General features: G+C 60.0%; 12 protein-coding genes and 1 pseudogene. 2 read left to right on the forward strand and 11 right to left on the reverse strand.

Annotation, left to right across the window (positions count from 1 at the left end; translation table 11 throughout):
• Nucleotides 1-59: 59 nt before the first annotated feature.
• The 3 genes from minE to minC form a co-directional block, all read right to left on the reverse strand.
• Nucleotides 60-314: a cell division topological specificity factor MinE gene (minE, locus tag E3Z29_RS11560; protein ID WP_003223146.1), complete on the reverse strand. Its 255-nt coding sequence runs from the start codon at nt 312-314 to the stop codon at nt 60-62.
• Nucleotides 314-1126, reverse strand: coding sequence for a septum site-determining protein MinD (minD, locus tag E3Z29_RS11565; protein WP_098967914.1), 813 nt, complete (start codon nt 1124-1126; stop codon nt 314-316). The genes minE and minD overlap by 1 nt, the downstream gene beginning before the upstream one ends.
• Before the next feature lie 199 nt (nt 1127-1325).
• Nucleotides 1326-2063, reverse strand: a complete 738-nt coding sequence (minC, locus tag E3Z29_RS11570; RefSeq protein WP_027613349.1) for a septum site-determining protein MinC — start codon at nt 2061-2063, stop codon at nt 1326-1328.
• A 117-nt stretch (nt 2064-2180) separates the two neighbouring features.
• Here minC and E3Z29_RS11575 point away from each other — a divergent pair, with 117 nt between their 5' ends.
• Both E3Z29_RS11575 and E3Z29_RS11580 read left to right on the forward strand, forming a co-directional pair.
• On the forward strand, nt 2181-3116 hold the full coding sequence (locus E3Z29_RS11575; RefSeq protein WP_134785814.1) for a lipid A biosynthesis lauroyl acyltransferase: 936 nt from the start codon (nt 2181-2183) through the stop codon (nt 3114-3116).
• A gap of 35 nt (nt 3117-3151) precedes the next feature.
• Nucleotides 3152-4318 (forward strand): annotated as a pseudogene (locus tag E3Z29_RS11580) (patatin-like phospholipase family protein); the annotation flags it as partial.
• 131 nt (nt 4319-4449) lie between these two features.
• On the opposite strand, the gene E3Z29_RS11585 reads toward E3Z29_RS11580, so the two are convergent.
• The 8 genes from E3Z29_RS11585 to puuE all read right to left on the reverse strand — a co-directional run bounded on the left by E3Z29_RS11585 (nt 4450) and on the right by puuE (nt 12756).
• Nucleotides 4450-5235 carry an outer membrane protein OmpK gene (locus tag E3Z29_RS11585; protein ID WP_027613346.1) on the reverse strand — a complete coding sequence of 262 codons (786 nt, stop codon included), beginning with the start codon at nt 5233-5235 and terminating at the stop codon, nt 4450-4452.
• A 373-nt stretch (nt 5236-5608) separates the two neighbouring features.
• The gene (locus E3Z29_RS11590) at nt 5609-6394 is read right to left on the reverse strand and encodes an outer membrane protein OmpK (RefSeq protein WP_134785815.1); all 786 of its coding nucleotides are present in this window, start codon (nt 6392-6394) and stop codon (nt 5609-5611) included.
• Between the two features lie 157 nt (nt 6395-6551).
• Nucleotides 6552-7910, reverse strand: a complete 1359-nt coding sequence (locus tag E3Z29_RS11595) for a nucleobase:cation symporter-2 family protein (RefSeq protein ID WP_134785816.1) — start codon at nt 7908-7910, stop codon at nt 6552-6554.
• 337 nt (nt 7911-8247) lie between these two features.
• The gene (locus tag E3Z29_RS11600; protein ID WP_134785817.1) at nt 8248-9561 is read right to left on the reverse strand and encodes a urate hydroxylase PuuD; all 1314 of its coding nucleotides are present in this window, start codon (nt 9559-9561) and stop codon (nt 8248-8250) included.
• A gap of 51 nt (nt 9562-9612) precedes the next feature.
• Nucleotides 9613-10116: an ureidoglycolate lyase gene (locus E3Z29_RS11605; RefSeq protein WP_027613342.1), complete on the reverse strand. Its 504-nt coding sequence runs from the start codon at nt 10114-10116 to the stop codon at nt 9613-9615.
• Nucleotides 10117-10233: 117 nt separating this feature from the next.
• Nucleotides 10234-11229 carry an allantoicase gene (gene alc / locus E3Z29_RS11610; RefSeq protein WP_098967920.1) on the reverse strand — a complete coding sequence of 332 codons (996 nt, stop codon included), beginning with the start codon at nt 11227-11229 and terminating at the stop codon, nt 10234-10236.
• 88 nt (nt 11230-11317) lie between these two features.
• Nucleotides 11318-11833 (reverse strand): 2-oxo-4-hydroxy-4-carboxy-5-ureidoimidazoline decarboxylase, encoded by a 516-nt coding sequence (gene uraD / locus E3Z29_RS11615; protein WP_064586706.1) that lies wholly within the window; start codon nt 11831-11833, stop codon nt 11318-11320.
• Nucleotides 11830-12756, reverse strand: a complete 927-nt coding sequence (puuE, locus tag E3Z29_RS11620; protein ID WP_096797017.1) for an allantoinase PuuE — start codon at nt 12754-12756, stop codon at nt 11830-11832. Before puuE ends, uraD begins: the two co-directional genes overlap by 4 nt.
• Nucleotides 12757-13167: the final 411 nt, after the last annotated feature.

Raw genomic sequence — 13167 nt, forward strand, 5'->3', positions numbered from 1 at the left:
CTCAGGGCCATTCCGCGATGGGAATGGCCCTGAGCCGCCGTCGTTCCTGCCGGATCGACTCAGCGATCGGGCAGGGTGATGTTGAGTTCCAGAATCGAGCAACTGCCCTGGCTTTCCAGTGCAACATGTACGTCGTCGTTGCCGATGTTGACGTACTTGCGGATCACGTCGACCAGTTCCTTCTGCAAGGCTGGCAGGTAATCCGGCGTGCTGCGCTGGCCGCGCTCATGCGCCACGATGATCTGTAGACGCTCTTTCGCTACCGAGGCGGTACTTGGCTTTTTGTTGGCACGAAAGAAGTCAAAAAGGTTCATTACCTACCTCCAAACAGGCGCTCGAAGAATCCCTTCTTCGTAACATCGAGGAAACGATGTTCTTTTTCTTTGCCCAGCAGACGATCAACGGCATCGCTGTACGCCTGACCGGCATCGCTCTGGTCGTCGAGAATCACTGGAACGCCCGAGTTGGAAGCCTTCAGGACCGCCTGCGACTCAGGGATGACGCCCAGCAGGGTCACGGCCAGGATTTCCTTCACGTCTTCGACGCCCAGCATCTCGCCATCGCTGACGCGCTGCGGGTTGTAACGGGTCAGCAGGAGGTGTTCCTTGATCGGGTCTTCGCCTTTTTCGGCGCGACGCGATTTGCTGGCCAGCAGGCCGAGCATGCGGTCGGAGTCACGTACCGAGGACACTTCCGGGTTGGTCACGATGATCGCTTCGTCGGCGAAATACATGGCCAGGTGCGCACCTTTCTCGATGCCCGCCGGGGAGTCGCAGACCACGAAGTCGAAGTCTTCCTTCAACTGCATCAGGACTTTTTCCACGCCTTCCTGGGTCAGCGCGTCTTTGTCGCGGGTCTGGCTGGCGGCCAGCACGTAGAGATTTTCCAGGCGCTTGTCTTTGATCAGGGCCTGCTGCAGGTTGGCTTCGCCGTTGACCACGTTGACGAAGTCGTACACCACGCGACGCTCGCAACCCATGATCAGGTCGAGGTTACGCAGGCCCACGTCGAAGTCGACGATCACTGTTTTATGGCCGCGCAGAGCGAGGCCGGTACCGATAGCGGCGCTGGTGGTGGTCTTACCCACACCACCCTTGCCGGATGTAACCACGAGAATCTTGGCCAAGGTGTTTCACCCCTAAGGAAGAAGGACTTTTTAGCCCCTGAAAAACATCTCTTGAAAACTACTGCAGTCGGACAGCCTTGGCTGGAATTCGGCGCAAGTCGCAATTGCCGGGGGCAAACGCTGCTTGTTCCTTTTTCCTACTTCGTTTGAGCCGTTTTCGCTACGTTTTAGAGATGCTTGGAAAATGCGGCAGTATCCGTTAAAGCCGAATGATGTTCAACACGTCGGCCGACAGGCTGACCTGGACGCCGGAGCCCCACAGTGGATCGCGGCGCAAATCTTCGGAAACCTTGTAATGCCCGGCGATGGAGATCAGTTCAGCGCTCAATTGCTGACAGAAAATCCGGGCCTTGGTGTCGCCTTTGACGCCGGCCAGTGCGCGACCGCGCATCGGGCCGTATACATGGATGTTGCCATCGGCCAGAAGTTCCGCCCCCGGACTGACCGAGGACACCACCACCAGATCGCCACCCTGGGCATATATCTGTTGGCCACCACGTACTGGCGTGGTGATGACGCGGGTCGGTTTGACCGTCGGCTCCGGCGGCTTTTCCGGCTTCTTTTTGACTTCCGGTTCCGGCGCTTCCAGCGGTCGCTCGCGGGCGCCGGACGGCGGCAGCACCGGGATGTCGATGGCGATGGCGGCAGCGATGTCTTCGATACGGCTGGCGCGGATCGCCAGGGTGCGCAGACCATGCTGGCGGCATACGCGCATCAGGCCGGGCAGATCGACCGCGCCTTCGCCGGGCGGCAGTTTGTCCAGCGCCAGGACCAGCGGTGCATTGCTGAAGAAATTCGGCGCCTGGGCGACTTTGGCGGCCAGTTGCCGATCAAGGCTGTCGAGGTCGTTGCGGGACAGTTCCAGCACCGTGATGGCCAGCATGCTGCCCTTCAACTGGAACACGGGATCTCGGTCTGGCGATTCGTTTTGGCTCATATCGGCATACAACGGCTTGTCACTAAAAGTGCCGAGACTTATAACGAGAACGCCCGCGAGCCGCAAGCCGGGTCGAACGATGTAGAATGCGCGGCCACTGAATTTACGGAAGCTTTAATGGATCGCCCGCGTTTTCGAAGAGCCTTTCTTTCTCCCCGCTTCTGGCCGCTCTGGTGCGGTCTGGGGCTGTTGTGGCTGGTCGTGCAGTTGCCGTATGCGGTTTTACTGACGATCGGTCGTGTGCTGGGCGCATTGATGTATCGCGTGGCCAGCGACCGGCGGCGTATCGCCAAGCGCAATCTCGAGCTGTGCTTCCCGGAAAAATCCGCCGCCGAGCGTAAACGCTTGCTCAAGGAAAACTTCGCCTCCACCGGCATCGCTTTTTTTGAAATGGCGATGAGTTGGTGGTGGTCCCGTGAGCGTCTGGCCAAACTGGCCCACGTCGAAGGCCTGGAGCATCTGCAAAACGCCCAGCGCGAAGGCAAGGGCGTGATCCTTATGGCCGCGCACTTCACCACCCTGGAAATCGGCGCCGCGTTGCTCGGCCAGCAGCACACCATCGATGGCATGTACCGCGAGCACAAAAACCCGTTGTTCGACTTCGTCCAGCGTCGGGGCCGTGAGCGGCACAATCTCGATTCGCTGGCGGTGGAGCGTGACGACGTGCGTGGCATGCTCAAGTTGCTGCGTTCGGGCCGGGCGATCTGGTACGCACCGGATCAGGATTACGGCGCCAAGCAAAGCATCTTCGTGCCGCTGTTCGGCATTCAGGCTGCGACCGTGACCGCGACCACCAAATTCGCCCGCTTGGGTAAAGCGCTGGTGGTGCCGTTTACTCAGGAGCGTCTGGCGGATGGCAGCGGTTACAAACTGGTGATCCACCCGCCGCTGGAAGACTTCCCGGGTGAAACCGAAGAGGCCGACTGCCTCCGCATCAACCAGTGGGTGGAAAGTGCGCTGCGCGCCTGCCCTGAGCAATACTTGTGGGCGCACCGCCGCTTCAAGAGCCGTCCACCGGGCGAGCCGAAGCTTTACCCGAAACGGCGCGGCTGATTCACTCACCCTTTCAAGCACCATGGAGCGTTGCGATGAGCCCAGCGGAACCGGTCACAGGTTTGATTCTTTCCGGCGGCGGGGCTCGGGCGGCGTATCAGGTGGGGGTACTGGCGGCGATTGCCGAATTGCTGCCGCTGGGCGCGGACAATCCGTTTCCGGTGATCGTCGGCACTTCGGCCGGGGCGATCAACGCGGTCAGCCTCGCCAGTGGTGCCACCGATTTTCGCGCCGCCATCGAACGCCTCACACTGTTCTGGCAGGGCTTTCGCAGCCATCGGGTGCTGCGCAGCGACTGGCCGGGGGTGATCCGTCAGGCCAGTCGCTTTGTCAGTCACAGCCTGCTCGGCATCGGTCGGCAACTGCCGGTGGCGCTGCTCAACAGTTCGCCGCTGCGCGACCTGCTCAATGAAAAACTGCACATGCCCGGGATCGCCGAATCCATCGCGCGCAAGCAATTGCATGCGGTGGCGGTGACCGCGTTCGGCTACGAATCGGGGCAGGCGGTGACCTTCTATCAGGGCGGCGGCACGATCGATGCGTGGTTGCGCCATCGGCGGATCGGCGTGCCGGCGCAATTGTCGGTGGATCACCTGCTCGCCAGTTCGGCGATCCCGTTGCTGTTTGCCCCGGTGAAAATCGGTGAGGAATATTTCGGCGACGGCGCGGTACGCCAGTCGGCACCGATCAGCCCGGCGCTGCACCTGGGCGCGAGTCGGGTGCTGGTGGTGGGCGTCAGCGGCAACCCGCGCGGGTTTGATCCGCAGCAGCCGCTGGAGCGCGCCTACACCGGTCAGCAGCCAACGCTGGCGCAGATCGGCGGGCACATGCTCAACAGCACGTTCATTGACAGTCTGGAGAGCGACATCGAGTTGCTGCAGCGTCTGAACCAGTTCAGCCACCTGATGCCCGAGGGCGTGCCGACTCGTGAGTTGGGCGTGGCGCCAGTGGAAGTGCTGGTGATTGCGCCGAGTCAGCCGATCGACGAGATCGCGGCGCGGCATCGGCAGGAGTTGCCGGCGGCATTGCGCCTGTTCTTACGCGGCCCGGGGGCGACCAAGACCAGTGGGGCAGGGGTGCTGAGTTATCTGTTGTTCGAGGCGGGGTATTGCAGCGAGCTGATCGATCTGGGACGGCGCGATGCGTTGGCCAAGCGTGAGGAGTTGTGCCGGTTTCTGGGGATCACCGAGGCGGTCGCGCCCACACCTGATATTTGTGCTGAAGCCATTCGCGAGCAAGCTCGCTCCCACATTGGTTCTGTGTTGGTCACAAAACCAGTGTGGGAGCGGGCTTGCTCGCGAAGGCGTCCTTGCAGACGCCACTGATACCAGGATCAGAAGTGGAACTTCACCAGGAAGCTGGTCACGTTCTGATTGGTGGTGAACGCACGGGTGTCGTCGATCCCGTACTTGTCTTTCCAGTAGTCGTATTCAACACCGACGTACAGCTGCTTCTCGCCGAAATTCAGCGCCTTGCCCAGGTCGTATTTGACCTGTGGGTTGAAGTGCAGGTTGGCGTGGTATTCGCCTTTGCTGTTGACGTCGTTGTCGACCACCCAGTCCATGAAACCGTCGATCAGGATGTTCGAGTCGCCAACCGGAATGGTGTAGGACCAGACCGGGGTGATCTGCCAGACGTTGTCACCGGCGCGCGAGCCTTCGGTGTGGCGCTGGTAGAAGTTCAGCTGGAAGTAGTCGAAGCCTGGAATCGCCAGGTCAAAACCCGGGCCGATCAGGTACGACTCGACGTCGCCTTCACCGAACTCGTAAGTCATCGCCAGCAGCACATCCTTGACCGGACCGAATTCGATCTTCTGGTCGAGGATCTTGCCCAGCGACAGGCGTGGGCTGAATTCGCCATAGTAAGTGTTGTTGCCGACGCCGCCATCCGGCTTGCCGTTGTAGAAGATCTTGTCGACGAACAGGAAGTTGTCCCCGTACTTCCAGGCATCGGCGTGCTCGAAGGTGACGGTCTGCTGGATCGCCGGGTTGACCTTGAAGTCTTTGCCGTAGAGGTAGGTCAGGCTGTTGTTCTGCCATTGCAGCAGGCCGTCGGCCATGGCCTCGCCGCCGGCCAGCATCGATCCCGCGAGCATCAGGCTGGTGCACATACGTTTCATTCGGTTGCTCCCAAAGTAGGTGTTCCACGTTTATTTTTTTAAGATCGGCGCTCTGGTGTGGCGCCTTTTTTCGTCGCTGCAAAAGTCATCCGATCGGTCAGCTTCGCTGGTGATAGCAAGAGCTGGGCCAACGCTTTCGAAAAGCAAAAAAACGCCCGTTCGGCTGCTGAAAAACAGTCGATTGCGCGTGTTTTCGGGATGCCTCGGTACTGACCGGGGCCGGGATAAGTTGGCTTGTCGGTCAGGAATTAAATCCGGGCTTTTTTTTAGACCGAATTCAAGAGGCCGCGGAGAATACTGACTCCTCGGCCAGCTCTCAAGTGCCCCGCAACAGAGCACCGACGACAGGTATGGGGCACGGTTGCGGGCCATCTCAGAAGTGCACCTTCACCAGCAGGCTGGCGGTGTTCTGGTTGGTGTCGAGGTTGTGGCTGCTTTCGACGCCGTATTTGTTCTTCCAGTAGCTGTATTCGGTGCCGACATACAGCTGCTTCTGGCTCCAGCCGAGGGCTTTGCCGAGGTCGTATTTGATCTGCGGATTGATGTGCAGGTTGGCGTGGTAGGTGCCGCGCGAGTTCTGGTCGTTGTCGACGACCCAGTCCAGATAGCCGTCGATCAACAGGTCGGAGTTGCCCAGCGGCACGCTGTACGACCAGCCCGGGGTGATCTGCCAGACGCCGTCGCCGGGGCGCGGGCCTTCGGTGTGGCGACGGAAGATGTTCAGGGTCACGTAGTTGAAGCCGGGCACCTTGAGGTCGAAGCCGGGGCCGATCAGGTAGGCCTCGCTATCGCCTTCGCCGTACTCGTAGGTCATCGCCAGCAGGACGTCCTTGATCGGGCCAAACTCGATTTTCTGGTCGAAGATCTTGCCGAACGAGAAGCGCGGGGTGAATTCGCCGTAGAAGGTGTGCGGGCCTTTATTACGATCTTCCTGGCCGTTGTAGAAGATCTTGTCGATGAACAGGAAGTTGTCGCCGTACTTCCACTTGTCGGCGTGCTCGAACGTCACCGTCTGCTGGATCGACGGGTTGATCGCGAAGTTCTTGCCGTACAGGTAGCTCAGGCTGTTGGTCTGCCACAGCAGTAAATCGCCGGCCATGGCCTGACTCGCGGCCAGCAGGCCGCTACTCAACAGAACGCTGGTTTGCGTGCGAATCATCGGTTGCTCCCTCTTGTTTTTATTTTTAAGGCGCAGAGCTGTTTCCCTTTGTAGGAGTGAGCCTGCTCGCGATGGCGTTCTTTCAGTCAACTCAAGTGTTGAATGTCATACCGCTATCGCGAGCAGGCTCACTCCTACAGGGTTAAATCGGTTGCTGTTAATGCTGATGTGCGTGGCAGTCGTTGATCGCTGCGCGTTCGGCGCCGCCGAGGATGTTGAACAGCAGATTCAACGTCAGCGCGCTGAGCGTGGCCATGGCGATGCCACTGTGGGTGATCGGGCTCATCCACAGCGGCAGATGCGCAAAGAACTCCGGACGCACCACCGGGATCAGGCCCATGCCGATGCTCACCGCCACCAGCAGTTGATTACGCCGGTCGCCGATGTCGGCTTCTTGCAGGATCTTGATGCCGGTGGCAGCAACCATGCCGAACATCGCGATCGCCGCACCGCCCAACACCGCCGGCGGAATCGACGCCACCAGGAATGCGGCTTTCGGCAGCAGGCTCAGCACGATCAGCAGACCACCGGCAACGATTGTCACCGAGCGGCAACGCACGCCGGTCATCTGCACCAGGCCGATGTTCTGCGCGAACGAGGAGTGGGTGAAGGTGTTGAAGAAACCGGCGACGAACGAGGCGCCGGCATCGCACAGCAGGCCGCGACGCAGCATCCGCGGGCAGACTTCCTGACCGGTGATCTTGCCCAGCGCAAGGAACATCCCGGTGGACTCGACGAAAATGATCACCACCACCAGACACATCGACAGGATCGGCGCCAGTTCGAATTTCGGCATGCCGAAGTGCAGCGGGGTGACGAACTGAACCCATGGCGCGTTGGCCATGCCGCTCAGGTCGACCATGCCGATGGCGCCGCACAGCACGTAACCGATGCACATGCCGATCAGCACGGAAATATTGACCCAGAAGCCGCGCATGAAGCGGTGGATCAGCAGAATGGTCGCCAGTACCAGAGCGGCGATGGCCAGATAAATCGGTGAGCCGAATTGCGCCGCGGCGGCACCGCCACCGGCCCAGTTCACGGCCACGGGGAACAGCGACAAACCGATCGAGGTGATGACCGTGCCGGTCACCAAAGGCGGGAAGAAGCGCACGACCTTGGACATGAACGGCGCGATGAGCATGCCGAAGAACCCGGCGGCGATGGTCGCGCCGAAGATCCCTTGCAGACCGATACCGGGCATGCCGGCCATGGCGACCATGCTGCCGACGGCGGCGAAACTGGCGCCCATCATCACCGGCATGCGGATGCCCATCGGGCCGATACCCAGCGACTGGACGATGGTGGCGATACCGGCGACCAGCAGGTCGGCGTTGATCAGGAAGGCAATTTCTTCACGACTCAGGCCAGCGGCCTGTCCGATGATCAACGGCACCGCGATGGCACCGCCGTACATCAGCAGAACATGTTGCAAACCGACCAGGATCAGTTGCAAAAGGGGCAAACGCTGAATGGCGGGTGCGTCGGGGATGCGCGCTTTGGACAGCTCGGACATGCAACACCTCGGATCTTTTTTATTCTTGTGATTGAACAGCTGCCGGGTGGCTCACAGCTGTCCTTTTGCATCATTCGTATATGTGGCAAAAAGCTTGTTGTGGTGAGGAAACCATTTGTTATGAGGAGATTTATTGTGGCGAGGGGATTTATCCCCGATGGGCTACGAAGTAGCCCCAAAAACCTGCAATCGCAATACATCAGGCAGATGGCAATTACAGGTATTGCGACGGCTGCGCCGCCGATCGGGGATAAATCCCCTCACCACAGGTAGATCCTCAAGCACAGGTAAATCCCTTCACCCCAAAAGCCTGCTTTTACACAGGCTTTTGTCTGGCTCAGTTGGTCTGGGCTCCCTGGGCGATCCATGCACCGATCAGGTCACGTTCCTGCTGGGTCATCTGCGTGATGTTGCCCAGTGGCATGATCTGCGTGGTGATGGCTTGCGCCTGGATCCGCGCCGCGTTCTGGCGGATCTGCTCGGGGGTGTCGAACATCACACCGGCGGGCGCCGCGCTGAACAACGGGCTGGTCGGTTTGGCCGAATGGCAGACCGCGCAGCGTTCCTGGATCACGTTGTGCACCTTGTCGAACGCAGGGCCTGCGTTGGACGCTTGCGCCGGTGCTGCTGCAGGGGCTGCTGGCGCTGCAGGTGCCGCCGTTTCAGCCGGTTTCGCGCCACCGCCCAGTGCCGTTTCCGGCAGCGGTTGGTACTCGATTTTCGCGGGTGCCTTGGCCACGTCCGGTGCGGTCGGCATCGGCGCAGGGCCGGTGACGTACGCCAGGGTGATCATGCCCACCGCTGCCACCGGCAGGGTCCAGGCAAACTTGTGGCTGTCGTGACGGGTGTTGAAGTAGTGACGCACCAACACCGCCAGCACCGCGATCCCGGCCAGAATCAACCAGTTGTACTGGCTGCCGTAAGTGCTCGGGAAGTGGTTGCTGATCATGATGAACAGCACCGGCAGGGTGAAGTAGTTGTTGTGACGCGACCGCAGCAGGCCTTTGGCCGGCAGCGCCGGGTCCGGTGTACGGTTCTCGGCGATCGCTGCGACCAGTGCACGCTGTGCCGGCATGATGATGCGGAACACGTTGCCGACCATGATGGTGCCGATGATCGCGCCGACGTGCAGGTATGCACCGCGACCGCTGAACACCTTGCTGAAGCCATACGCCGCGCCAATGATCAGCACGAACAGGATGAAGCCGAGCAGGGCGGGTTTCTTGCCAAGGGCCGAATCGCAGAGGAAGTCGTAGATGAACCAGCCGGCGATCAGCGAACCGATGCCGATGGCCACGCCTTCAGGGCCGGTCAGGCCGCTGCCGGGTGCCACGAGGTAGAGCACGGGATTGGAGTAGAACACCACGCACAGCAGCGCGATCCCCGACATCCAGGTGAAGTAGGCTTCCCATTTGAACCAGTGCAGGTTCTCCGGCATCGACGGTGGGGCCAGTTTGTATTTTTCCAGGTGATAGATACCGCCGCCGTGGATTGCCCACAGATCACCGGCCAGACCGGTTTTCGGGTTGACGCGGTTGAGGTTGTTCTCCAGCCAGACGAAGTAGAACGACGCGCCGATCCAGGCCACGCCAGTGATCATGTGAACCCAGCGCACGCTCAGGTTCAGCCATTCCAGCAGATGTGCTTCCACAGTCTTTACCTCTCGCCTGTCACCCTTGTTGTCGGGTGATCAGACCTTCTCTTATTGGTGGGGGGCGAGGATCAAACGCTCATCCTCTTTGAAAAAATGCTCATCGCAGTTATTGCCTGTGCCACTGCGATCAACCACCAGGAAGTCATCCCGCTTTTCGATCGTCAGCACCGGGTGGTGCCAGACGCCGCGATGGTAATTGATGCCCTGCCTGCCGTTGGTGACGAAGGCGCGGACCAAGCCTGATACAGGTACATCGCCAAGTGGCGCGACCACGATCAGAAAGGGGTTGCCGAGCAGCGGAATGAAAGCCTGGCTGCCCAGCGGATGGCGTTCCAGCATGCTCACGGTCAGCGGCATGTCCTGCGCGTCGGCGCGGAAGATGCTGATGATCGCGTTGTCCTCAGGCGTAGCGGTTTCGACCGTCGCCAGTTTGTGGAAGCGCATGGTCGAACCGTTGTTGATCATGAAGTGGTCGCTGCCGTCGGTTTCGATCACGTCACCGAAGGGGGCGAAGGCTTCTTTGGTCAGCGGTTCAATCGTTAGTGTGCGCATGCTGTTCTTCTTATCCGAATTCTGTGTTGTTTGATCTGACGCTTTCGCGAGCAAGCTCGCTCCCACAGGAATTGCGATCAATGCGGGAGCGAGCTTGCTCGCGAATGGTCGCGCCGCTTACTTCGCTACCTTGCCGAGAACGCGCAGGCGGCTCACACCACCGTCCGGGAACACATTCAGGCGGATGTGGGTGATCGGGCCCAGTGCCTTGATCTGCTCGACGAAGGTGTGTTCGGCGTGCATTTCCAGCTTCTGGCTCGGCAGCAGTTCACGCCAGAACAGCGACTGGGTTTCGATCTGGCTGTCGGTGCCGCCCTTGACGAACGCGCCCTGGATCGAGCAGGTGTCCGGGTAGTTGCCCTTGAAGTGCAGGGTGTCGACGATGATTTTTTCGATCTCGCCCGGGTGGCCCAGCGCGACGATCACCCAGTCATTGCCCGGGGTGCGACGACGTGCGGTTTCCCAGCCGTCGCCCATGTTGATGCCACGGCCCGGGTTGAGGATATTGCTCATGCGACCGAAGTGTTCGTCGGAGCAGGCGAGGGCGCGGCCACCGTTGAGGGCTGCTGCCAGGTCAACCTGTTCGTTGTCCCCAACAGCCGACCAGTCGCGGAACGGAATGCCGTACACGCGCAGACGGGCCACACCGCCATCCGGGTAGATGTTGAAGCGCAGGTGGCTGAAGGCTTGGTCGTGGCTGATTTCGTGGTAGTGGTGGCTGTTGCCCTGCAGCTCGACGGCCGACAGCACTTCAGTCCACTGGGTGTTTTCGTCCGGCTCGCCCGAGGCCAGGAAGCACGCTTCCAGCGAGGCCGATGGCGGGAAGTTGCCGGTGAAGAATGAGGTGTCGATGTCCACGCCTTTGATCGAACCCGGTACGCCCAGACGGATCACCGCGCTGTCGTAGCCTTCAAAGCGCTTGCGGCGCGATTCCCAGCCGTCCATCCACTTGCCGTTGTCGTCGAACACCCCCTCCTTCCACACGGCCGGGGTCGGCTGAAACAGACGATTGGCGTCTGCGAACCAGTCATCGGTGACCGAGATGATTTTGGTGCCCAGACGGGCATCGGCCAGGTTGACGAACTTCTCGAAAGGTACGGCGTAAGCTTTCATTCTTCTTGTCTGCCTTTAATAAGTTGGCTGGGGATGCTTGCAAGGCCCTGGGTGCTCTCCGCGTTTGATGCACTCGGGCCAGGCTTCGCTAGAGAGTCAGTAAACGGAACAGGGCGATCTTGTTGATCTCCGCCAGCGCGCATTTGAATTCGGTGTCGACCGAGTTGTGAATGCGCGTTTCGAACGCCGCGAGGATCTGATGCCGGTTGCTGCCTTTTACCGCCATGATGAAGGGAAACTTGAACTTGGCCTTGTAGGCGTCGTTCAGCTCGGTGAAGCGCTGAAACTCTTCGGCCGTGCATTGGTGAATACCGGCGCCCGCCTGTTCATTGGTGCTGGCTTCGGTCAGTTGGCCCTGGACGGCAGCTTTGCCGGCCAGGTCCGGGTGAGCATTGATCAGTGCCAGTTGACTGGCGTGATCGGCGCTCAACAAGATGTCGCTCATGCGCTGGTGCAGGGTTTCGATCTCGTCGATCGAGGCGTCCACGCCCAGGTCGTAGGCCTTTTCGGCCACCCATGGCGAATGTTCGTAGATGTCGGCGAAGGCTTTGACGAAAGCGTCGCGGCTCAGGCTCGACGGTTGCAGGGTTTGAAAGCGGCTCATTGGGCGGCCCCTTGGTACGGGTGGGTTTCGTGCCAGTGACGCGCGATGTCGACGCGACGGCTGAACCACACCTGTTCATGACTTTTGGCGTATTCGATGAAGCGCTTGAGCGAGGCCAGACGCGCCGGACGGCCGATCAACCGGCAGTGCAGACCGATCGAAAGCATCTTCGGCGCTTCGGCGCCCTCGGCGTACAGTACGTCGAACGCGTCTTTGAGGTATTCGAAGAAATCGTCGCCCTTGTTGAAGCCCTGCACCTGGGTAAAGCGCATGTCGTTGGTGTCGAGGGTGTACGGGATCACCAGGTGCGGTTTGCCGGTCGGGTTGTTCGGTTCCCAGTAGGGCAGGTCGTCGTCGTAGGTGTCGCAGTCGTAGAGGAAACCGCCTTCTTCCATCACCAGGCGCCGGGTATTCGGGCCGGTGCGGCCGGTGTACCAGCCCAGTGGGCGTTCGCCGGTGAGTTCGGTGAGGATGCGGATCGCTTCGAGCATGTGCTCGCGCTCCTGCGCCTCGTCCATGTACTGGTAGTCGATCCAACGGTAGCCGTGGCTGCAGATCTCGTGACCGGCTTCAACCATCGCGCGGATCACGTCCGGGTGGCGCTGGGCGGCCATGGCTACGGCGAAGATGGTCAGTGGAATGTCGAATTCCTTGAACAGTTTCAGAATCCGCCATACGCCGGCGCGGCTGCCATACTCGTAAAGCGATTCCATGCTCATGTTGCGCGCGCCTTGTAGCGGCTGGGCAGCAACCATCTCGGAGAGGAAGGCTTCGGATTCTTTGTCGCCGTGCAGGATGTTACGTTCGCCGCCTTCTTCGTAATTGAGCACGAAGGACAGGGCGATGCGCGCGTTGCCCGGCCAGTGTGGGTGAGGAGGGTTACTGCCGTAACCGATCAGGTCGCGTGGGTAGTCAGCGCTCACTGCAGTCTTCCTTCTTATTCGTTGACAGGTTTGTGTAACGGCCTGCACAGGCTGGCGTCACAGCGATGGGCTGATTGTATACAACTTTATTCGCAATTTGTAAGCCTGAATTTTCGCATTTTTCACCGACTGTCATCTTTTGCTGTTAATGGCGTAAACCTGCAAGAAACCTGCCTGATCAGTCAGCTAATGGTTGTGAGGTTCAATAGCCAGGCGCTTGAGGGGCAGATCAGGGGCAAACGCCCGAATGGCGGGGATGAGGTGAAAAATGTCGTTTTTATTGTGTACAATTTTTTTGAAAAGTGTCTTAATCAGTCGCTCGCCGCAACTTTTCGTGCTCCGAATCGGTGCGGTCTCCTTTTTACCTGACTTCGGGAGGCGCGAAGTCTGACTGCTCTTTGCGGCCAGGCG

Source organism: Pseudomonas sp. S150, assembly GCF_004526365.1.
Classification (GTDB): domain Bacteria; phylum Pseudomonadota; class Gammaproteobacteria; order Pseudomonadales; family Pseudomonadaceae; genus Aquipseudomonas; species Aquipseudomonas putida_A.